This is a genomic window from Dyella sp. NPDC103356, assembly GCF_055584465.1.
This window is the reverse complement of sequence record NZ_JBVJLZ010000002.1, coordinates 405,345-427,006: the sequence shown is the minus strand read 5'-3', so window position 1 is coordinate 427,006 and position 21,662 is coordinate 405,345. Positions and strand designations below refer to the sequence as shown.

The 21,662-nt window shown below is 62.1% G+C and carries 16 protein-coding genes, 1 tRNA gene and 1 other annotated feature; all 17 genes read right to left on the bottom strand.

Annotation, left to right across the window (positions count from 1 at the left end; translation table 11 throughout):
* Position 1: 1 nt before the first annotated feature.
* Positions 2-2,605 (bottom strand): DNA gyrase subunit A, encoded by a 2,604-nt coding sequence (gyrA, locus tag ACZ6WW_RS05345; protein ID WP_281848405.1) that lies wholly within the window; start codon positions 2,603-2,605, stop codon positions 2-4.
* Between the two features lie 139 nt (positions 2,606-2,744).
* The gene (locus ACZ6WW_RS05340) at positions 2,745-3,134 is read right to left on the bottom strand and encodes a GtrA family protein (protein WP_281848404.1); all 390 of its coding nucleotides are present in this window, start codon (positions 3,132-3,134) and stop codon (positions 2,745-2,747) included.
* Positions 3,135-3,151: 17 nt separating this feature from the next.
* Positions 3,152-4,177 carry an S-methyl-5-thioribose-1-phosphate isomerase gene (gene mtnA / locus ACZ6WW_RS05335; RefSeq protein WP_465273270.1) on the bottom strand — a complete coding sequence of 342 codons (1,026 nt, stop codon included), beginning with the start codon at positions 4,175-4,177 and terminating at the stop codon, positions 3,152-3,154.
* A gap of 118 nt (positions 4,178-4,295) precedes the next feature.
* Positions 4,296-4,484 carry a PspC domain-containing protein gene (locus ACZ6WW_RS05330; protein ID WP_281848402.1) on the bottom strand — a complete coding sequence of 63 codons (189 nt, stop codon included), beginning with the start codon at positions 4,482-4,484 and terminating at the stop codon, positions 4,296-4,298.
* 24 nt (positions 4,485-4,508) lie between these two features.
* Complete coding sequence (locus tag ACZ6WW_RS05325; protein ID WP_281848401.1) at positions 4,509-5,576, bottom strand: class III poly(R)-hydroxyalkanoic acid synthase subunit PhaC; 1,068 nt, start codon at positions 5,574-5,576, stop codon at positions 4,509-4,511.
* A 9-nt stretch (positions 5,577-5,585) separates the two neighbouring features.
* Entirely contained in the window at positions 5,586-6,695 is a 1,110-nt protein-coding gene (locus ACZ6WW_RS05320; RefSeq protein WP_465273269.1) for a poly(R)-hydroxyalkanoic acid synthase subunit PhaE, read from the bottom strand.
* A 169-nt stretch (positions 6,696-6,864) separates the two neighbouring features.
* On the bottom strand, positions 6,865-8,970 hold the full coding sequence (gene pnp, locus ACZ6WW_RS05315; protein ID WP_465273268.1) for a polyribonucleotide nucleotidyltransferase: 2,106 nt from the start codon (positions 8,968-8,970) through the stop codon (positions 6,865-6,867).
* Between the two features lie 26 nt (positions 8,971-8,996).
* On the bottom strand, positions 8,997-9,266 hold the full coding sequence (gene rpsO, locus ACZ6WW_RS05310; protein ID WP_281848398.1) for a 30S ribosomal protein S15: 270 nt from the start codon (positions 9,264-9,266) through the stop codon (positions 8,997-8,999).
* A 152-nt stretch (positions 9,267-9,418) separates the two neighbouring features.
* The gene (truB, locus tag ACZ6WW_RS05305; protein WP_465273267.1) at positions 9,419-10,345 is read right to left on the bottom strand and encodes a tRNA pseudouridine(55) synthase TruB; all 927 of its coding nucleotides are present in this window, start codon (positions 10,343-10,345) and stop codon (positions 9,419-9,421) included.
* Positions 10,346-10,581: 236 nt separating this feature from the next.
* Positions 10,582-10,962 (bottom strand): 30S ribosome-binding factor RbfA, encoded by a 381-nt coding sequence (rbfA, locus tag ACZ6WW_RS05300; RefSeq protein WP_465273266.1) that lies wholly within the window; start codon positions 10,960-10,962, stop codon positions 10,582-10,584.
* Positions 10,963-11,100: 138 nt separating this feature from the next.
* Positions 11,101-13,989 (bottom strand): translation initiation factor IF-2, encoded by a 2,889-nt coding sequence (infB, locus tag ACZ6WW_RS05295; RefSeq protein ID WP_465273265.1) that lies wholly within the window; start codon positions 13,987-13,989, stop codon positions 11,101-11,103.
* A gap of 126 nt (positions 13,990-14,115) precedes the next feature.
* Positions 14,116-15,621: a transcription termination factor NusA gene (nusA, locus tag ACZ6WW_RS05290; RefSeq protein ID WP_465273264.1), complete on the bottom strand. Its 1,506-nt coding sequence runs from the start codon at positions 15,619-15,621 to the stop codon at positions 14,116-14,118.
* A gap of 48 nt (positions 15,622-15,669) precedes the next feature.
* Positions 15,670-16,194 carry a ribosome maturation factor RimP gene (locus tag ACZ6WW_RS05285; protein WP_281848393.1) on the bottom strand — a complete coding sequence of 175 codons (525 nt, stop codon included), beginning with the start codon at positions 16,192-16,194 and terminating at the stop codon, positions 15,670-15,672.
* A gap of 211 nt (positions 16,195-16,405) precedes the next feature.
* Positions 16,406-16,482: transfer RNA gene (locus ACZ6WW_RS05280), tRNA-Met, on the bottom strand.
* Between the two features lie 104 nt (positions 16,483-16,586).
* Positions 16,587-16,670, bottom strand: a sequence feature (Trp leader region).
* Positions 16,638-18,083 (bottom strand): NADH-quinone oxidoreductase subunit NuoN, encoded by a 1,446-nt coding sequence (gene nuoN / locus ACZ6WW_RS05275; RefSeq protein ID WP_465273263.1) that lies wholly within the window; start codon positions 18,081-18,083, stop codon positions 16,638-16,640. Its footprint overlaps the feature before it by 33 nt.
* Positions 18,084-18,095: 12 nt before the next feature.
* Positions 18,096-19,607: an NADH-quinone oxidoreductase subunit M gene (locus ACZ6WW_RS05270; RefSeq protein ID WP_465273262.1), complete on the bottom strand. Its 1,512-nt coding sequence runs from the start codon at positions 19,605-19,607 to the stop codon at positions 18,096-18,098.
* A gap of 12 nt (positions 19,608-19,619) precedes the next feature.
* The gene (gene nuoL, locus ACZ6WW_RS05265; protein ID WP_465273261.1) at positions 19,620-21,659 is read right to left on the bottom strand and encodes an NADH-quinone oxidoreductase subunit L; all 2,040 of its coding nucleotides are present in this window, start codon (positions 21,657-21,659) and stop codon (positions 19,620-19,622) included.
* Between the last annotated feature and the right edge of the window lie 3 nt (positions 21,660-21,662).

Genomic DNA, 21,662 nt, shown 5'->3' with positions numbered 1-21,662 from the left:
ATCAATCCTGAGGCGTATCAGGCGACTCGGGTGCGGCCGATGGCTCCGCACCTTCTTCACCCGTTTCCTCGCCCTCACCTTCGGGCAAGGCATCGAGACGTACCACACCGACCAGGGCTTCGTCCGCCGGCAAGCGGATCAGCGTCACGCCCTGCGTGTTACGGCTGAGCTGCGAGACTTCCGCCACGCGTGTGCGCACCAGGGTGCCCTGGTTGGAAATCAACATCAGCTCGTGCGCCTCGGTCACCTGGGTGGCCGACACCAGCGGACCGTTACGCTCGGAGCACTGGATGCCGATGACACCCTGCGTACCGCGGCCCTTCTTCGGGAACTCGTCCAGCGTCGTGCGCTTGCCGTAGCCACGCTCGGTCGCAGTGAGAATATCGCCCTCGGCAGCTACGATCAGCGACACGACTTCGCTCTTGTCGGCAAGACGCATACCGCGCACGCCGGTGGCGGTGCGGCCCATCGAGCGGACTTCACCTTCGTCGAAACGCACGACCTTGCCGTTCGACGCAAACAGCAGCACATCGCTATTGCCGTCGGTCAGCGCCACATTGACCAGCGCATCGCCCTCATCGAGGTTGATCGCGATCTTGCCTCGTTGCAGCTGATAAGCGAACTCGGTCAGCGGCGTCTTCTTCACCGTACCCTGACGGGTCGCGAAGAAAACGAAGCGGTCGTCGGTGTACTCATGCACCGGCAACACGGCCTGCACCTTTTCGCCCTCCGACAACGGCAACAGGTTGACCATCGGCTTGCCGCGCGTATTCGGACCCGATTCGGGCATCTGATAAACCTTCAACCAATACACACGACCGGTGCTGGTAAAGGTCAACAGCGTGTCGTGGGTATTGACCACCCACAACTGCTCGACGAAATCCTCGTCTTTCAGCGCCGATGCCGAACGACCCTTGCCGCCACGACGCTGTGCACGGTAAGTGCTGGCCGGCTGACGCTTCACGTAACCGGAGTGCGACAGCGTGACGACGACGTCTTCCGGCGCGATCAGATCCAGTACGTTGAGGTCTTCCTGCGAATGCTGGATTTCGGTACGACGCGCATCGCCGAACTCGCTGAGAATGTTCTCCAGCTCTTCGCGAATCACCGCGAGCAGACGCTCGGGATCTTCGAGGATCTCGATCAAACCGCGAATCGTATCGAGAATCTGGCGATACTCGTCCGACAGCTTGTCCTGCTCCAATCCGGTCAGGCGATGCAGACGCATCGCCAGGATTTCCTGCGCCTGGATATCGGATAGCTGATAGGTATCGCCCTTCAGGCCATCGCGCGGATCCATGTCTTCCGGGCGCGACATATCCGCGCCGGACGCCGTGAGCATGGCGCTCACCAGGCCTGGCTGCCACTTGCGTGCGAGCATGCGTTCGCGCGCCTCGGCCGGCGAGGCCGACGTACGGATCAGCTCGATCATCTCGTCGATGTTCGCCAGCGCGACCGTCAAACCTTCGAGGATATGCGCGCGGGCACGGGCCTTGCGCAGATCGAAGATGGTGCGGCGGGTGACGACTTCACGGCGGTGGCGAATGAAGGCCTCGAGGATGTCCTTGAGGTTCAACAGCTGCGGGCGGCCATCGATCAGCGCCACCATGTTGATTCCGAAGGTGACCTGCAGCTGGGTCTGCTGGAACAGGTTGTTCAGCACGACATCGCCCATCGCGTCGCGACGGATCTCGATGACCACGCGCATGCCGTCCTTGTCGGACTCGTCGCGCAGCTCGCTGATGCCTTCGAGCTTCTTTTCCTTGACCAGCTCGGCGATCTTTTCGATCAACCGTGCCTTGTTCACCTGATACGGCAGCTCGGTGACGATGATCGTCTCGCGGCCGTTGGTTTCGGTCTCGATATCGGCCTTGGCGCGCACCAGGATACGGCCGCGACCGGTACGGTACGCCTCGATGATGCCCGACGAACCGTTGATGATGCCCGCCGTCGGAAAGTCCGGGCCGGGGATGTGCGTCATCAGGTCTTCGATCGACAACGACGGATCGTCGATGAGCGCAATCGTGGCGGCGATCACTTCATTGATGTTGTGCGGCGGCACATTGGTGGCCATGCCGACCGCGATACCCGCCGAACCGTTGATCAGCAGGTTCGGCACGCGCGTCGGCAACACCAGCGGCTCGTGCTCGCTTTCATCGTAGTTCGGACCGAAGTCGACGGTTTCCTTGTCGATATCGGCCAGCAGCTCGTGCGTGAGCTTGGACATGCGCACTTCGGTGTAACGCATGGCCGCCGCGCTGTCGCCGTCGACCGAACCGAAGTTACCCTGGCCGTCGATCAGCATGTAGCGCAGGGAGAACGGCTGCGCCATACGAACGATGGCGTCATAGACAGCCACATCGCCGTGCGGATGGTATTTACCGATCACGTCACCGACCACGCGGGCCGATTTCTTATAAGGCTTGTTCCAGACATTGCCCAATTCGTTCATCGCGAACAATACGCGGCGATGTACGGGCTTCAGACCATCGCGAACATCCGGAAGTGCGCGGCCCACGATTACGCTCATGGCGTAATCGAGATAGCTCTGACGCATTTCGTCTTCGATGCTTACGCGAATGATTTCTTTGGCGAGTTCTGCCATCAATCGGTTCCCTGGAAGAAGAAAAAGGTCGCGGCACAGCGCCCCCGAGCGCATGCCCCAGCGACCTACAAATTCAGTGCGTGAAGTGTAGCACGAATGTCGTTAAAACGACACTATTTTTTATATATTAATCAATAACTTATAACGATGTTTTGGACTGCCGGAAAAGCATCCCGCGCGCTGTCGCGAAATTGACCAGCGCAGCCACCGCCGAACCTGCCGCAGTAGGCACCGCAGGCCATGGGCGAAGCGCCGGAATGGTCCATAAAAGCGCGGCGAAGACACCGTAATTGACCACCGCGCCGGCGCCCATCAGAGCCATCCAATGCAACCATTCGGCATGGGCCGAGCGGCCGCTGCTGCGCTCGGCAAACGTCTTGCGCCGGTTCCACCACCACGTCACGGTGGCCGCCAGCAGAAACGACAGCACGCGCGCAAGGTAGGGATTCCAGCCAAATGCGCCGACCAGCAGTTGCACCACGCCGGCATCGACAACCAGCCCAAGCACCCCGCCAACGGCGAACAGCATGAGCTCCTGGCGAAGTTTCACCGGCCGAACATCGCCAGCATCGCCATCGTATTGGGCCGCTCGATCACACCACGTTCGGTCACGATGGCGTCGATCAGGCTCGCTGGCGTCACGTCGAATACCGGATTCCAGGCATCGGCACCTTCGACCACGGTGCGCTGGCCGCCCAGCCCGAGCAGCTCGGTCGGATCGCGCAGTTCGATCTCGATGTCGTCGCCCGACACGGTGGCCATGTCGACCGTGGACGACGGTGCGACCACCATGAACTTCACGCCATGGTGTCGCGCGGCGATCGCCAGCTGGTAGGTGCCGATCTTGTTGGCGGTATCGCCATTGGCGGCGATGCGATCGGCGCCGACGATGACCCACTGGACCGCCCCCGAACGCATCAGATGCGACGCGGCGGAGTCGGCAATCAACTTGGCCGGAATGCCGTCGCGCACCAGCTCCCACATGGTCAGACGCGCACCCTGCTGCCAGGGCCGGGTCTCGCCGGCATAGACCTGTTCGATATGGCCATTGGCCACGCCGGCGCGGATCACACCCAGCGCCGTACCGTAACCGGCGGTCGCCAGCGAACCGGTATTGCAGTGCGTGAGCACGCCGGAGTTCGGCGCGATCAACGCGGCGCCCAGTTCGCCCATATGACGGTTGGCGGCCAGATCTTCATCCTGGATCGCCTGAGCCTCGCGCTCCAGCCGCGCAGCGTCCGCACCCGTGGCAATCACCGCCTTCATGCGATCGAGCGCCCACATCAGGTTCACCGCCGTGGGACGCGCCGCGCGCAAGGTGGCCAGGGCCGCGTCGAGCGACTGGCCCTGTTGGGCGGCAAGCACCACACCCCAGGCCGCAGCAATGCCGATGGCCGGAGCACCGCGCACGGCCAGGTCCTTGATCGCCTGGGTGACCTGCACGTAATCGCGGCAATCGAACCAGTGCTCTTCGCGTGGCAGCAGGCGCTGATCGAGCAGACGCAAGTGGTCACCCTGCCATTGGACGGCGCGGATGGTGTCGTGGGAGAGGGTCTTGGCGGAGGTAGTCATCGGGCTATTTTACGGGATGGCGAAGCAGATCGGGACCGAATGCACAGCCATCCGTCGATGCCGCGGTCGCGACTGAAGTCGCGACCTTCCCGCTGCAAACACGCGGTTTTGGCGACACTCAACCCTGCGGCATCACCAGCCACAGGATCAGATAAAGCAGGATGCCTGAGCCACCGGCCAGGGTCAGGATGATCCAGATCACGCGCACGATGGTGGCATCCCAACCGAGATACTCGGCGACACCACCACACACACCCGCCAGCATTTTCTGGCTGCTCGAACGGCACAAACGTTTTTCGCTATTCATGCATACCCCTCTCGCTCTGAATCGTCAGTCCCTGGAACGCAGCCACTGGTGAATCGCCGGCGGCACTTCACGCTGCGCGCGGCCCGAGACGTAGATCCCGATATGACCGCCCTTGAAGGCCAACTCGGTGTAGTCGGTCGTACCGACTTTCTTGGCCAGCGCCTTCGATGCGTCCGGCGGCACCAGGTGGTCCTGCTCGGCGAAGATATTCAGCACCGGCTGCGTGATCATGCCCAGGTCTACCGGCTTGCCACCGATGGTCAACGTGCCATGGACCAATTTGTTGCCCTGGTAGAAATCCTTGATGAATTCGCGGAATGCTTCGCCAGCCTGATCGGGCGAGTCGAAGATCCAGCGCTCCATGCGCAGGAAATTTTCCAGCTCTTTCGGGTTGTCGAGAATGTCCACCAGCGCGATATATTTCTGCTGGTTCAGGCGCACCGGCTTGAGCGTGAGGTAAACCCAGTTCATCAACTCGGCCGGGATATTGCCCATCGTGTCGACAAACAGATCCACGTCCAGGTTCTGCGTCCAGTGCGAAAGCATATTGCCCGGCGTCTGGAAATCGACCGGTGTCACCATGGTGATCAGGTTTTTCACCTTCTCCGGCTGCAGCGCGGTGTAGCACAGCGAGAACGCACCGCCCTGGCAAATGCCCAGCACGTTGATCGCGTCCAGGTTGTGGCGTTTACGCACCGCATCGACGCAGCGGTCGAGATAGCCGTTGATGTAATCGTCCAACGTCAGCCAACGGTCGGCGCCATCGGGATAGCCCCAGTCGATCAGGTAGACATCCTCACCCTGCGCCAGCAAGTTACGCACCAGCGAACGATCGGCTTGCAGGTCGGTCATCCAGGCGGTGTTGACCAACGCATACACGATCAGCAAGGGTGTTTTCGCCGTCGGCGCCTTGTCACCCTTGAAATGCCATACGGTGAGTTTGTCTTCGCGATAGATCGCTTCGCGCGGGGTATTGGCATACTCCGGCTCGACCATGCCACGCACGTTGCTCAATCCCGCGGAAAGCTTTTGCTGGAAGCTACTTATTTCGGCAAGCAGGCTGGCCGGATCGAATTGAAAAGGTACGTTCATCGCGGTTCCTTACTTGCTGCGACGCGTGCCGGTCTTGGCGCCGGCCGTCTTTTTCGGTGCTGCCGAACGGGCCGGCGCAGGCTTTTTGGCCGTCCTTGCGGCGGTATCGGTTTTCTTTTGCGCCTCGGCGAGCTTGCGCTTGAGTGCGGCCACTTCGGCGCGCAACGCGTCGGAGTTGTCGCCGGCATCGGGCTGCGTGGCCGCAGCCGCCGAACGAACTTCGCGGCGTAGTTCCTGCAGACGTTTGCCCAGTGCGGTGACTTCACTACGCGTAGGCAGGCCCAGCTCGCGACATGCCGCTTCCAGCTGCTGTTGCTGCAACTGGCGCACGCGCATCTGCGCGTTGACCATGGCGCCGTAGACCTGTTTGAACTCGGTCGACAGCGCGATCTGCGCGTAGCATTCTTCCGCGGCATCCACCCAAAGGTCGTACAACGCCTTCAGCGAATCCACGTGTTTGCCGGTATTGGCCATCTCGGCAAGCTGTGCCTGCAAGCGCTCGAAACCTTGCGCGTTGGCTTGTTGGATCAGCGACTGATAGTGCGAGGCCGTCTCGGCGTATTCGCGCATGGCTGCGGCGAGTGCCTGCTGCTGTAGCTGACGTTCACGCGTGAAGCCAAAAGCGGCGGTGGCATCGCCAAAGCCCGGCATCGAACCGAAATTCGGCATGGCACCGAAGTTAGGCATCGCGTTGAAATTCGGCATGGCATTGAAACCCGACATGCCGGCAAGGCCTGGCATCGCACCCATACCGCTTTGTGCCTGCATCCAGTGTTGCCACTGCTGGAAAAAACTCTGCGCGGATGCACCGTCCAGCCCGGCAAATGCCTGAGTAAACGGCTGGCCGCCCATGCCGGCAAACAGACCCTGCATCTGGCGCTGCCAGTCATCGCCGCCCTGCCCCAGGCCGCTCGTCGCGGCGCTGCGCAACCAGTCGGCATAAGCCTTGGCGCCGGCCATGCTGCGTGTCATGAAGTCGTCCGCGCGGGTATTGGAACCAGACGGCGCGAATGGAGAAACAGCCCCGGGCTGTTGTTGCAAATAGCGCGTCCACGCGTCCCAGGATTGCTGCGCGAGTGCCTGGTAATCCTTTAGAAAATCGGTTGGCTGATCGGCCATGCTTGGGTCCTCCGTCACATGAGGGCATGGTAGCAGCCGTGAGTTGCGGTTGCGTCACGGTGAGTCGCGACCAACTCGCTAAAACACCACCCTGCATGCAGGTACTCCCTTAAAACAAAAAGCCCGATCGCGAGACCGGGCTTTTTGTCGATACGCTTTACGCTAGAACTTAAGCGTTAGCGTTCTCATCTTCGGTGACGGCCTTCATGGACAGGCGGATACGGCCCTGCTTGTCCACTTCGAGCACCTTGACCTTGACGATATCGCCTTCCTTCAGCTTGTCGGAGACCTTCTCGACGCGCTCGTTGGAGATCTGCGAGACGTGGACGAGACCGTCCTTGCCCGGCAGGATCGTGACGAATGCGCCGAAGTCCATCAGCTTGGCGACCTTGCCTTCGTAGATGCGACCCGGCTCGACGTCGGAGACGATCTGCTCGATACGCGCCTTGGCGGCGTTGGCTGCCTCGCGGTTGACCGAAGCGATCACGACCGTGCCGTCGTCGGTGATGTCGATGGTGGTGCCGGTCTCTTCGGTGATCGAGCGGATGGTGGCGCCGCCCTTGCCGATGACTTCACGGATCTTGTCCGGGTGGATCTTGATGGTGAGCAGACGCGGGGCGTATTCGCTCATTTCCGAACGCGGCTCGCTGATCACCTTGGCCATTTCGCCCAGGATGTGCAGACGACCACGCTTGGCCTGCTCCAGCGCCACCTTCATGATTTCTTCGGTGATGCCGTCGATCTTGATGTCCATCTGCAGCGCGGACACGCCATCGGCGGTACCGGCCACCTTGAAGTCCATGTCGCCGAGGTGATCTTCGTCACCCAGGATGTCCGACAGAACGACAAAATCGTTGCCTTCCTTGACCAGGCCCATGGCGATACCCGCCACCGGAGCCTTGAGCGGCACGCCGGCCGCCATCATGGCCATCGACGAACCGCAAACCGAGGCCATCGACGAGGAGCCGTTCGACTCGGTGATTTCCGAGACGACGCGCAGCACATACGGGTACTGCTCCATCGTCGGCTTGACCGCCTGGACGCCGCGCTTGGCGAGACGGCCATGACCGATTTCACGACGCTTCGGGGCGCCGAAGCGGCCCGCTTCGCCCACCGAGAAGGGGGGGAAGTTGTAATGGAACAGGAAGGGATCCTTCGACTCGCCTTCCGGCGCATCGATGATCTGGGCGTCACGCGTGGTGCCCATCGTGACGACGACCAGTGCCTGCGTCTCGCCACGAGTGAACAGCGCCGAACCGTGGGTACGCGGCAACACGTCGACACGCGCAGTGATCTGGCGCACGTCATCGAGCTGGCGACCGTCGATGCGCACCTTGGTCTTGAGCACGCCGCTGCGCATCGTGGTGTATTCGATTTCGGCAAAGGCATTGCCGATATCCGCATCGGACCAGCCGTGATTCGCCGCGGTCTGCGAGATGCCGGTCTTGATGTCGCCCTTGAGCGCGCTGATGGCGTCGCGACGCTCCAGCTTGTCCCGGATCGCGAAAGCCTTTTCCAGACGGTCGCCAAGAATCGAATTGATCGAATCGAACAGCGCGTCGTTGCGCGTCGGGGCTTCCCAATGGAACGTCTTACGGCCGGCTTCGGCCACAAACGCATTGATGGCTTCGATCGCCACCTGCATCTGCTGGTGACCGAACACCACGGCGCCGAGCATCACTTCTTCGGTGAGCAGCTTGGCTTCGGATTCGACCATCAGCACGGCGTTGTGCGTACCGGCGACGACCAGGTCGAGGTCCGAGGTCTTCAGCTCGGTAGCGGTCGGATTCAGCAGGTACTTGCCATCGGCGTAACCGACGCGAGCAGCGCCGATCGGACCCTTGAACGGGATACCGGCCAGGGTGAGCGCAGCGGACGCACCCAGGATGGCCGGGATATCGCCGTCGATCTCAGGATTGAGCGAGATGACCTGGGCGATGACCTGGACTTCGTTCTTGAAATCTTCCGGGAACAGCGGACGCACCGGGCGATCGATCAGACGCGAGGTCAGCGTCTCCTTTTCGGTCGGACGGCCTTCGCGCTTGAAGAAGCCACCGGGGATACGGCCGGCCGAGTAGAACTTCTCGACGTAGTCGACAGTGAGAGGGAAGAAATCCTGCCCATCGCGCGCCTTGGAAGCAGCTACGGCCGTGACCAGGACAACGGTCCCGCCCATGCTGACCATGACTGCGCCGGACGCCTGGCGGGCGATTTCGCCCGTCTCCAGTGTGACTTCGTGATTACCGTACTGGAATGACTTGGTTACTTTCGCCACGTTGTGTGTGTCCTTGTCGATGTCGATTAGCGGCGCAGGCCGAGACGTTCGATCAGGCTCTGATAGCGGCCCAGGTCATTCTTCTTGAGGTAGCCCAGCAGCGACTTGCGCTGATTGACCAGCTTGAGCAGACCACGACGCGAATGGTGATCCTGCTTGTGGGTCTTGAAATGGTCGGTCAGGTGGTCGATACGGGCCGACAACAGGGCCACCTGGACTTCCGGCGAACCGGTATCGTTCGGCACGCGGCCGAAATCAGCAATGATCTTGCCGGTCTGTTCTGCAGTAAGGGACATGAGAATCTCTTCCTTAAAAGGCGATGCGAAGCTTGCGCAATGTCACTGGGATGACATTGCGCAAGCTTCGCCTTGTGAATGAATGATTTGGAACAAGCTGGCTATTCTAACGATTGATACACCTAGACAACAAGAGCATGACAGCTCCTGGACTAACAAATCGCCCCACCAGGCGGCAAATTGAAGCCGCGGGCGATGCGCAGCACCCCATCTTCCCGGATATCGGCCAACGCCAGCAGGCGGCCGTCATCGGCAAAGACAGCGTGCCGGGTCTCCTCGACCAACGGCTCGACCGGAATCTGACGCCCCTGTGAGACGGCAAAGCTCTGCTCCGCGTCCAGCCGCAGCTGCGGCAAATCGGTGAGGCCCTCGGCGATCGGCAGCACATGAGCCAGCAGGGCCGCATCACCCTGCGCCGCAGCGGCCTGCAGGGTTTCGAGCGTGACCATGCGCGGCTCACGAAAGGGCTCGACCCACAAGCGCCGCAGCGCCGTCAGATGCGCGCCACAGCCCAGGTCCTCGCCCAGGTCCACAGCCAGGCTGCGCACATAGGTGCCCGACCCGCATTCGACGTAGAGCTTGAGCCGATCACCGGCCCGCTCCAGCAGGTCCAGGCGGTAGATATCCACCTCGCGCGGTGGTGCAGCCACGTCCTCGCCACGGCGCGCCCTCAGATACAGCGGCTCGCCATCCTGCTTGAGCGCCGAATAGACCGGGGGTATCTGAGTGATACGACCACGCAGGCGCGACAGGGCCTGTTCGATCCGGGCCTCGTCCAACTCAGGCACCGGGCGCTCGGCGACGATCTCGCCTTCCAGATCGGCCGTGGTAGTGGTGGCGCCCAGCCGGCATTCGGCCAGATAGGCCTTGCGCGAGCCCAGCAAGGTGCCGGCAACCTTGGTCGCCTCGCCCATGCACAGCGGCAGCAGGCCGGTCGCCAACGGATCGAGCGCACCGGTGTGCCCGCCCTTCTCCGCACGCAGCAGCTTGCGGACCGCCTGCAGGGCCTGGTTGGAGCTGAGCCCCAGGGGTTTGTCGAGCAGGACGATGCCGTGCAGGTTGCGGAATTTGATGCGCATTTTGAGGCGAGACTGATCGATGTTGTAGGAGCGACTTCAGTCGCGACCTACGGTTGCGTCACGGCTGGTAGCGAGTAATGGGCCTTTAAAACCCTTTCCTACCCGTCGTCCCGGCGAAGGCCGGGACCCAGTGCCTTACGTTTCAACGTACTGAAGACGCTGGGCCCCGGCGTCCGCCGGGGCGACGATGGAAACTGAGGTTACTCAAGGTTTCCAGAAGTTGTTCCCACAGAGAATCAGGCGGGCTCGTCGTTATCCGTCGATGGCGCAGCATCGCCCGAATCGCGCAGCAACTGCTCGATCCGCTCGCCCTTGTCGACCGAGTCGTCGTACTTGAAGCGAAGTTCCGGCACGCGGCGCAGGCGCATCGAGCGCGACAGCTCGCGGCGAAATTCGACTTTCAGCTCGTTCAGCGCCTTGACTGCCTGCAACGATTGCTCGGGCATCAAAGCGGTAACCCAGACGGTCGCCCAGTCCAGGTCGCGGGTGACTTCCACATCGGACACACTGACCGACGGCAGGCCGTGGTCGCGCACCGCGCTGTGAACCAGGAGGCCAAGCTCACGCCGGAGTTCGGCGCCGACGCGGTCGGTACGTTTGAAATCGCGTGAGGGCATAGAGCCTCCTTAAAAATTCTTTGGGGGTGGGAGACGGGTTGTGGGGGCGCGAAAACCGGCTGCCGCCGAAACGGCCAACGCCCCGACTTGCGAGGCGCGGGAGCATGCGCTCCCGCTACCCATCTCCCAACTCCGCTCTTACAGCGAACGAGCCACTTCGATACGTTCGAAGCACTCGATCTGGTCGCCGACCTTGACGTCGTTGTACTGCTTCACAGCGATACCGCATTCCATGCCGTTGCGTACTTCGTCGACGAGGTCCTTGAAGCGACGCAGCGATTCCAGTTCGCCCTGGAACACGACGGTGTTGTCGCGAAGCACGCGGATCGGCTTGCTGCGCTTGACGTTGCCTTCGATGACCATGCAACCGGCCACCGCGCCGAACTTGGAGCTGCGGAAGACTTCGCGAACCTGCGCGACACCGATGATCTCTTCGCGCACTTCCATGCCCAACAGACCCGAGGCGGCCTGCTTCACCTGGTCGATCACGTCGTAGATGATCGAGAAGTAACGGACGTCGAGGCCCGCCGTATCGATCACCTTGCGTGCCGAGGCATCGGCACGGACGTTGAAGCCGATCACCAGCGCCTTCGAGGCGGCGGCGAGCGTGGCGTCGGACTCGGTGATGCCGCCGACGCCGGCCGCGATCACGTTGACCTTCACATTCTCGTTGCCGATCTGGCTGAGCGATTCACGCAACGCCTGCACCGAACCCTGCACGTCGGCCTTGACCAGGATATTGAGCGTCTGCTGCTCGGCACCCTGGCTCATCTGCGCCATGATGTCTTCCAGGCGGTTGGCCTTGCTGACCATGCGCGTTTCGCGACGCTTCAACTGACGCTCGGCGGCCACTTCGCGCGCCAGGCGCTCGTCGGCCACGACCACGAAGTCGTCACCCGATTCGGGCACGCCGGACAGACCCAGCACCTGCACCGGGATCGACGGGCCGGCCGACTGCACGGTCTTGCCGTTCTCGTCGACCAGTGCACGCATACGGCCGTATTCGATACCGCAGACAACGAAGTCGCCGCGCTTCAACGTACCCTGCTGCACCAGCACGGTGGCGACCGGACCACGACCGCGGTCGAGGCTCGATTCGATCACCACACCCGAGGCCGGGCCGTCTTCGACGGCGGTCAACTCCATCACTTCGGCCTGGACCGAGATGGCGTCGAGCAGTTCGTCGATACCCATGCCGGTCTTGGCCGATACCGGCACGAACGGCGTGTCGCCACCCCATTCTTCCGGGATCACTTCCAGCACGCCCAGGCCCTGCTTGACGTGGTCCGGATTGGCGTCGGACTTGTCCATCTTGTTGACCGCAACGATCAGCGGCACCTTGGCGGCGCGCGCATGCTGCACGGCTTCGGCCGTCTGCGGCATGACGCCGTCGTCGGCCGCTACCACCAGCACCACGATATCCGTGGACTGCGCACCGCGGGCACGCATCGAGGTGAACGCGGCATGGCCCGGGGTATCGAGGAAGGTGATGACGCCCTTGGGCGTTTCCACGTGATACGCACCGATATGCTGGGTAATGCCACCGGCTTCGCCCGAGGCGACCTTGGTACGGCGGATGTAATCGAGCAGCGAGGTCTTGCCGTGATCGACGTGACCCATGATGGTGACGACCGGCGGACGCGCGACCTTCTCGCCCTCCAGCTCGGCATTCTGGGTGTGTGCCGCCAGCGCCGCTTCGGCGTTGTCCTGGCTGACGTCGACCGGCTTATGGCCGAGTTCTTCCACCACCAGCACGGCGGTGTCGTGATCGATGGTCTGGTTGATGGTCGCCATGACGCCCATCTTGAACAGCGCCTTGACCACTTCTGAACCCTTGACCGCCATCTTGTTGGCGAGCTCGGCCACGACGTTGTTGTCGCCGATCACCACCTCACGCACGACCGGAGCGGTCGGACGCGAGAAACCATGCGTGCCGCTGGCTGCCTGCGTACCGCCACCACGGAAGTTGTCGCGGCTGTTGCCGCCCTTGCCGGGCTTGCCGCGCTTGCTGGAACGGCGTGCGCGGTCGGCATCGCTCAGATGCAGTTCGCCGGAGGCGAAACGCTTGCCGCCCGGGCCTTCGTCGCGATCGCGCCCACCGCCACCGCCGCCATGACGCGGCTTGTTGCGTGCGTCGGCGTTGGCCGGTGCGGCGGCGTTGCCAGCTGCCGGTGCCGGCGATCCAGCCGCACGGGCCGGAGCGTGGGCCGGTGCGGCGGCCGGAGCCGGCGCGGGCGCAGGTGCCGGTGCGGGCACTGCCACGGGCTTGATTTCGCGGCGACGCGGCTCGTGAATGCGCGGCAGGATCATACCCAGCGCCTTCGGATCAATCTTCTGCGTCGGCATAACCAGCGTCTTGTCTCTGTCTGCACGCGAGGGGGCTGGAGCGGCAGCGGGAGCCGCTTCGACGGCAGGGGCCTGCGCTTCGCCCTGCGATTGGCGTGCGGCGGCTTCATCCGCTTCGCGAGCCCGCTCCTGGGCAGCCAGTGCCTCGGCTTCCGCCTGCTGACGCTGCAACTCGGCGGCTTCGGCCTGCTGGCGCTCTTCTTCGGCGCGCTGCTCCGCTTCCGCGTGGCGGCGGCGCTCGATTTCCAGGCGCTCGTTCTCTTCGTGGTCGCGCTGCTGCTGCGATTCCTGCAGCTTGCGCACGGCGTCTTCGCGCGTGGCATCGCCGCTGGCTTCCTCGGCGATCACACTGCGCTTGACGTAGGTGCGCTTGGCGCGCACTTCCACGTTGACCGTCTTGGCGGCTGCGGCACCACGCCCGCCCGGGGTCGCGACTTTCAGTTCGCTGACCTTGCGGCGCTTGAGCGTGATCTGGCGCGGCGAGCTGTCGTCGGCCTCGACGGTGGCCTCGCTTTTACCGTGCGTACGGCGCAGAAAGCCCAGCAGTTTCACCTTTTCGGTGCTGCTGATGACCTGCTCCGGGTCGGAAAAAGGCATGCCCGCTTCGGACAGCTGCGTCAGCAGCTTGTCGACCGGCATGCTCAATACCTGGGCCAATTGTTTAATCGTCACATCTGACATCGTGTTCTTTCTCCGCCGTTCCCGCGCTTATCGTCTGTACGGCTTGCCATACAGCCACCGCCATCCTTGGTGAGAGACATCGCAGTCTCTCTGGGCGCACCCATCCGAGGGTGCTGCCACCCGCGGTCAGCCACCTTTCTCCAGGCGCTCGATCATCGGCGCACGTGCAGCCATGATCAGCGCGGCGGCGCGCTCTTCGTCCATGCCGTCGATATCGATCAGGTCATCGACCGCGAGGTCGGCCAGATCGTCCAGTGTCACTACTTCACGTGAAGCCAGCACATACGCCGTGGCTTCGTCCATACCGGGCAGGCCCAGCAGCTCGTCGGACGGCTGATGGTCTTCGATGCCCTCTTCCACCGCCAACGCCTCGGTCAGCAGCGCGTCGCGGGCGCGGGCGCGGAGTTCCTCGACGATGTCCTCGTCGAAGCCCTCGACGGCCAGCAGCTCGGCGCTGGGCACATAGGCGATTTCCTCGACGCTGGAGAAACCTTCCTGCACGAGGATATTGGCGATCTCCTGGTCCACTTCCAGCTTGTCCATGAACAGCTGGCGGGCGGCCTCCTGCTCGGCTTCGCTCTTGGCGGTGACCTGGTCCTGGGTCATCACGTTGAGCTGCCAGCCGGTGAGCTTGCTGGCCAGACGCACGTTCTGGCCACCGCGGCCGATCGCCTGGGACAGCTTGTCCTCGGCCACCGCGATATCCATCGAGTGCTTTTCTTCATCCATGATGATCGACTGCACTTCGGCCGGCGCCATCGCATTGATAACGTACTGCGCCTGGTTCTCGTGCCACAGGATGATGTCCACGCGCTCGCCGTTGAGCTCGTTGGACACCGCCTGCACGCGCGAACCGCGCATGCCGATGCAGGCACCGATCGGATCGGTACGGCTGTCGTGCGCGACCACGGCAATCTTGGCGCGGTCACCCGGATCGCGGGCGCAGCCCTTGATCTCGACCAGGCCCTGGCCGACTTCCGGCACTTCGAGCTTGAACAGCTCCATCATGAATTCGGGAGCGGCGCGCGAAACGAACAGCTGCGGACCGCGCACTTCCGAACGCACTTCGTACAGGTAGCCGCGAACGCGGTCGCCGACGCGGGCCGATTCGCGCGGAATCGTCTTGTCGCGCGGAATGAACGCCTCGGCGTTGCTGCCCAGGTCCAGATAGACATTGCCGCGCTCGACGCGCTTGACGATGCCGGTGATCAGCTCGCCGACGCGATCCTTGAACGCATCGACCACCTGCTGGCGCTCGGCTTCGCGCACGCGCTGCACGATCACCTGCTTGGCGGCTTGTGCAGCAATGCGGCCGAATTCGGCATTTTCAATCTGCTGCTCGATGTATTCGCCGATCTGCGCGTCTTCGCGCTCGTCGATGGCGTCCATCAGGCGCAGCTGGTGGAACGGGGATTCCATCTCGCCGTCGTCGGCGATGATTTCCCAGCGACGGAAGGTCTCGTACTCGCCGCTCTGGCGATCGATCGACACGCGGATATTCGGATCTTCGTCCGGATAGCGCTTCTTCGCGGCCGACGCCAGCGCCGCTTCCATCGCCTGGAAAATCACTTCGCGCGGCACGCCTTTTTCGTTGGCAACCGCATCGACAACCAACAATAATTCTTTGCTCATTGCAGCAACTCCATCGACGCCGCCTAGCGTCCGATCGCTCTAGTTGAATTACTTCTTCGAAGCCTTCTTAGTCGCCGGCTTCTTGCCACCCGGCTTGGGCTGCGGCACATAACCGAGCGCCACCCAATCAGGCACCACGCGCGCGCTTTCCACTGCCGAATGCTCGAAATCGAAAGTCTTGCCTTCTGCCTCGAGCGAAATCCGCTCGCCTTCCACTGCCAATACCTTGCCTTTCAGGCGGCGACGCCCTTCCAGCGGCGCCTTGAGCAGCAGTTTCACTTCTCCGCCCACGTATTTAGCGAACTGCGCCGCAGTAAACAGCGGCCGATCGATACCCGGCGAAGAAACTTCCAAAAGATAATGGCCGGGAATCGGATCTTCCACGTCCAGCATCGCCGACAGCTCGCGGCTGGCCGCCTCACAGTCGTCCAGACCCACTTCACGGCCTTCGACGTCCAGATAGACGCGCAGAGTACTCTGCCCCTGCGACGGGGTGAACTCCACGCCGATGCATTCCAGCCCCAAATCGGCCAAAACCTCGGTAAATCGAGTTGCGAGTGCCTGCGTATCCATAAAATTTCCAGTCGCCAGAAACGAAAAATGGGCTCAAGCGGCCCATTCCCTGCCCTCAGTGAGAGCGTCCTCGCCGATGTCCCGACTCGTCCAGATGCTTCCCGGGCACCGGCGCCGCTAGCTTGAAAGATAGCTGTGACGCTCATGCGACGCATCCTTGCGCCCAACAAAAAAGCCTCACGAGGAGGCTTTCTTGTTCTAAGAAAGATCCTGGTAGCGGGGGTAGGATTCGAACCTACGACCTTCGGGTTATGAGCCCGACGAGCTGCCAGACTGCTCCACCCCGCATCAGAGTTCGAGAAGTCTAACGACATGGCCGATTTCTTGCAAGTTGTTTTGTGAAAGTTTTTCACAAAAACGTAAAATTGCTTGTGCGCCTGATGAACGAATTCAAAAAAAAGCCCGCTATTTGCGGGCTTTTTTAAATCTTTCAGCAAGTGCGCTTATGCGCCAAATGCGCTACGGCACCAGGCAAGCAACGGGCTCGAACCAAAGCCCAGCGCGAGCAAGGCCAGCGCATTGATCGACAGCACCAGACGCAGCGATACATCGCCCTGCACCTTGATCTCCGTACCTTCCACCGGCTGGTCGAAGTACATCACCTTGACCACACGCAGGTAGTAATACAGACCGATGATCGCGAACACCGCACCCACGATGGCCAGCCACATCATGCCGGCGTGGATCGCGGCCTGCAGCACCAGCAGCTTGGCGAAGAAGCCGAACAGCGGCGGTACGCCGGCCAGCGAGAACATCACCAGCATCATCAGGAACGCCATCCACGGCGAACGGCGGTTCAGGCCCTTCAGGTCGTCGATGTTCTCGCACTCGAAACCGCTGCGTGCGAGCGCCAGGATCATGCCGAAGGCCGCGGTACCCATCAGCGTGTAGCTGATCGCGTAGAACATCGCCGCGGCGTAGCCTTCCGGACCGGCATTGACCAGACCGAGCAACAGGTAACCCATGTGCGAGATGGTCGAATACGCCAGCAGACGCTTCAGGTTGGTCTGGACGATGGCAACCAGGTTACCGATCGCCAGCGACAGCACCGCCAGCGAGGCCAGCAGCGGCTGCCAGTAATGCGACAGGTCACCCAGGCCCGAGTCCAGCAGGCGGTAGGCCATACCGAATGCGGCCAGCTTCGGCGCCGAACCGATGAAGATGGTCACGGCGGTCGGCGAACCCTCGTAAACGTCCGGGATCCACATATGGAACGGCGCGGCGCCGAGCTTGAAGCCGATGCCGACGATCATGAACATCATGCCGAACAGCATCAGGTTGGGCATGTCGGTATGCGCGGCGGCGGCATGCAGCTGGTGCAGATCCAGCGTATGCGCGGCGCCGTAGACCATCGACATGCCGTACAGCAGCATGCCCGAGGCCAGGGCGCCCAGCACGAAGTACTTGATCGCCGCCTCGGAGGACAGACGCGAATCGCGATTCAGCGCGACCAGCGCATACGAGGACAGCGTCAGCAGTTCCAGACCCAGGTAGATCGTCACCAGGCTGCCGGCCGAGACCAGCAGCATGATGCCGATCACCGCAAAGATCATCAGCGTGTAGAACTCGCCGACGAACAGCTTGCGATCGGTCAGGTACGGGCGACCGTAGATAAACACCAGCACGGTGGCGAGCAGCGCGAAGACCTTGAGGATCTCCGACACGCGGTCGCGCACGAACATGCCGCTGAAGGCAGTGACCGTCACATCCGGCTGCTGGGCCACGACCAGGTAGATCCCGACCAGCAGCACCGCGATCGAAATCCAATGCAGCGTCCCGCGCTGCGAGGGCTTCATGAAGGCATCGATCAGTAGCAGCAAGCACGCGGCAACCGTCAGGTAGGCCTCGGGCAGCAGGATCAGAATGTCATTGAGATTTGGAAGATTCATGATCAGCCCTGCTTAAACCTTGTGATTGGCCAACTGCTGCACGAGCTGCGTCACCGAGGCGTCCATCAGGTGAATCAGCGGCTGCGGCCACACGCCCAGGGCGATGACCGCCGCGGCGAACGCGATCAGCACAAAGGCTTCGCGGCCGTTGATGTCTTTCATTTCGGCCACGTGCGGGTTGGTGACTTCACCCCACAGCACGCGCTTGACCATCCACAAGGTGTAGGCGGCGCCGATGATCAGGGTGAAGGCGGCGAACAACGCGATCCAGGGGTTGGCGCTGAAGCTGGCCAGGATCACGAAGAACTCGCCGACGAAACCGCTGGTGCCCGGCAGACCGCTGTTGGCCATCGCAAACAGCACATAGAAGAAACCGAACCAGGGCATCACGTTGATGACGCCGCCGTAGTCCTTGATCTGGCGCGTATGCAGGCGGTCGTAGAGCACGCCGATGCACGAGAACATCGCGCCGGAGACGAAGCCGTGCGAAATCATCTGCACCATCGCACCCTGCATCGCCAGATTGCCGGCATCCAGGTTGTTACGGTCACGCACCAGCAGGAACGCCACGAAGATGCCCAGGGTGACAAAGCCCATGTGCGCCACGGACGAATACGCCACCAGCTTCTTCATGTCCTCCTGCACCAGCGCGATATAGCCGATGTAGACCACCGCGATCAGGCTGAGCGCGATCACCAGCCAGGCGTAGTACTCGGACGCATCGGGCACGATCGGCAGCGAGAAACGCAGGAAACCGTAGCCGCCGATCTTCAGCATTACCGCGGCCAGCACCACCGAACCGCCGGTGGGCGCTTCCACGTGGGCGTCCGGCAGCCAGGTATGCACCGGCACCATCGGCACTTTCACCGCGAAGGCCAGCAGGAAGGCGAAGAACAGCCAGCTCTGCTCCTTCATGCTCAGCGGCTGCGCCGCCCAGGTGGCCAGGTCGAAGCTGCCGCCGGTCTTGTTGTACAGGTAGATCAGGCCGATCAACATGAAGATCGAGCCGAGGAAGGTGTAGATGAAGAACTTCAGCGTCGCGTACACGCGGCGCGGACCACCCCACATGCCGATCAGGATGAACATCGGGATCAGCATGGCTTCGAAGAACACATAGAACAGCAATGCGTCCGTCGCGCAGAACACGCCGATCATCAGGCCTTCGAGCACCAGCATGGCCGCCATGTACTGATGCGGCTTGTCCTGGATGACCTCCCAGGCGCCGACGATCACCAGGATGCCGACAAAGGTGGTCAGCAGAATCAGCGCGACCGAGATGCCATCCACGCCCAGGGCGTAGTGCACATTGATCGAGGTGATCCAGCTGTAGTTTTCGACCAGCTGCTTGGTCGCATCACTGGCATTGAAGTGCGGCAGCAGCATCAGGCTGACCACGAAGGTCAGCACGGCGACGAGCAGCGAGAGCCAGCGCGCCAGGTTCGGACGGGCCGAGCCGGCAAGCAGCACCGGTATGGCACCGACGACGGGTAGCCAGATCAGCAGGCTGAGCAAGTAATTGGACATGGAACGTTTCCCTTATTGCCCGACCAGCCAGTACCCGCCAAGCAGCAGGATCAGGCCGAGAATCATCGCGAAGGCGTAGTGATAGAGATAACCGGACTGCAGACGGCGAGCGATCGAGGCAATGCGCTGCACCAGCGAGGCGGAGCCATCGACCAGGACGCCATCGATCACCGCGGTATCGCCGCCCTTCCACAATGCACGTCCCAGCGCCACGCCACCCTTGGCGAACACGGCGAAGTACACATTGTCGATCCAGTACTTGCGATCCAGCACGGTCCACAGCGGCTTGAGTGCCGACTTGATGCTACCGGCCAGCTTGGGATTGAACAAATAGATGTACGTAGTGATGGCGAAAGCGGCAGCCACCAGCCAGAACGGCGGCTGCGTAAAGCCACTCAATCCGGCCTGCCACCAGCTATGGAACTCCTCGCCCACCTTCTCCAGCACGTTGTTGCCTTCGTGCAGGCGGATGGCACTGCCGAACCAGCCGTCGAACAGCATGGGCTTGGCGGCAATGGCGCCGATGACCATCGAGGGAATCGCCAGCAAGATCAGCGGCAGAGTCACCACCCACGGCGACTCCTTCGGCGCATGGTGCAGCACGCCCGGTTCGTGATGACCGTGGTCGTCATGATGATCGTCGTGCGCGTCGTGGTGACCGTGACCATGGTCGGAGACGACCGTGAAGCGCTCCTTGCCGTGGAAGGTCAGGTACATCTGGCGGAAGGTGTAGAGCGCCGTGACAAAGGCACCGATCAACACGCAGAAATACGCGTAGCTCGAACCCCAGCGATGCGATTCGTGCACGGCCTCGATGATCGCGTCCTTCGAGTAGAAGCCTGCGAAGAACGGCACGCCGCACAAGGCCAGCGAACCGATCCACATGGTGATCCAGGTGATCTTCATGTACTTGCGCAGGCCGCCCATGTAGCGCATGTCCTGCTCGTGGTGCATGGCGATGATCACCGAACCCGCGCCCAGGAACAGCAGCGCCTTGAAGAAGGCATGGGTCATCAGGTGGAACACCGCGCCGGCATAGGCCGACACGCCGAGCGCGACCGTCATATAGCCCAGCTGCGACAGTGTCGAATATGCCACCACGCGCTTGATGTCGTTCTGCACGATACCGATCAGGCCGGTGAACAACGCGCCGGTGGCGCCAATGATCATCACGAAGCTCAGTGCCGACTCGGACAGTTCGAAGATCGGCGACATGCGCGCGACCATGAAGATGCCGGCGGTCACCATCGTCGCCGCATGGATCAGCGCGGAGATCGGGGTCGGGCCTTCCATCGAGTCGGGCAGCCACACATGCAGCGGCACCTGGGCGGATTTACCCATCGCACCGATGAACAGCAGGATGCTGATCACCGTGGCGGCATCCCACTGCGTATTGGCGGTGATATGCAAGGTCCGGCCGATCAGGCTGTCCGCACTGCTGAAGGCCGTCGCGTAGTCCAGCGTACCCAGGAAATACAGGATCGCCGCGATACCCAGCAGGAAGCCGAAGTCGCCCACGCGGTTGACCAGGAAGGCCTTCAGGTTGGCGAAAATCGCCGTCGGACGCTTGAACCAGAAACCGATCAGCAGGTACGAGACCAGGCCCACCGCTTCCCAGCCGAAGAAAAGCTGCATGAAGTTGTTGCTCATCACGAGCATCAACATCGAGAAGGTGAACAGCGAGATGTAGCTGAAGAAGCGCTGGTAACCGTCATCGTCGGCCATGTAGCCGATGGTGTAGATATGCACCAGCAGCGACACGAAGGTGACGACGACCATCATCATGGCCGACAGCTTGTCGATCATGAAGCCGACGCTGGCGCTGAACTTGCCGATCTCGAACCAGGTGTAAATGTTGTGGTTGTAGATCTCGGCACCGGTGCACATCTGATACAGCACGTACATCGACAGTGCGCACGAGACGGCCACGCCCAGGATGGTCGCGGTATGCGAACCGGCGCGGCCTATGAAGCGGCCAAGAAAGCCGGCAAGCAGGCAGCCGACCAGCGGCGCGAGCGCGATGACCAGCAGAATGGAGGTAGACAGTTGCATCGA

Bases quoted from the DNA above. Each gene is read 5' to 3' on its own strand.
- ACZ6WW_RS05285 (WP_281848393.1), bottom strand. From the start codon at position 16,194: ATGGATACGCAGGCACTCGCAACTCGATTTACCGAGGTTTTGGCCGAT.
- ACZ6WW_RS05340 (WP_281848404.1), bottom strand. From the start codon at position 3,134: ATGCTGTTCGCCGTTGGCGGGGTGCTTGGGCTGGTTGTCGATGCCGGC.
- nuoN (WP_465273263.1), bottom strand. From the start codon at position 18,083: ATGAATCTTCCAAATCTCAATGACATTCTGATCCTGCTGCCCGAGGCC.
- nuoL (WP_465273261.1), bottom strand. From the start codon at position 21,659: ATGCAACTGTCTACCTCCATTCTGCTGGTCATCGCGCTCGCGCCGCTG.
- ACZ6WW_RS05330 (WP_281848402.1), bottom strand. From the start codon at position 4,484: ATGAATAGCGAAAAACGTTTGTGCCGTTCGAGCAGCCAGAAAATGCTG.
- ACZ6WW_RS05325 (WP_281848401.1), bottom strand. From the start codon at position 5,576: ATGAACGTACCTTTTCAATTCGATCCGGCCAGCCTGCTTGCCGAAATA.
- nusA (WP_465273264.1), bottom strand. From the start codon at position 15,621: ATGAGCAAAGAATTATTGTTGGTTGTCGATGCGGTTGCCAACGAAAAA.
- truB (WP_465273267.1), bottom strand. From the start codon at position 10,345: ATGCGCATCAAATTCCGCAACCTGCACGGCATCGTCCTGCTCGACAAA.
- rbfA (WP_465273266.1), bottom strand. From the start codon at position 10,962: ATGCCCTCACGCGATTTCAAACGTACCGACCGCGTCGGCGCCGAACTC.
- ACZ6WW_RS05320 (WP_465273269.1), bottom strand. From the start codon at position 6,695: ATGGCCGATCAGCCAACCGATTTTCTAAAGGATTACCAGGCACTCGCG.
- ACZ6WW_RS05270 (WP_465273262.1), bottom strand. From the start codon at position 19,607: ATGTCCAATTACTTGCTCAGCCTGCTGATCTGGCTACCCGTCGTCGGT.
- gyrA (WP_281848405.1), bottom strand. From the start codon at position 2,605: ATGGCAGAACTCGCCAAAGAAATCATTCGCGTAAGCATCGAAGACGAA.
- infB (WP_465273265.1), bottom strand. From the start codon at position 13,989: ATGTCAGATGTGACGATTAAACAATTGGCCCAGGTATTGAGCATGCCG.
- rpsO (WP_281848398.1), bottom strand. From the start codon at position 9,266: ATGTCCCTTACTGCAGAACAGACCGGCAAGATCATTGCTGATTTCGGC.
- mtnA (WP_465273270.1), bottom strand. From the start codon at position 4,177: ATGACTACCTCCGCCAAGACCCTCTCCCACGACACCATCCGCGCCGTC.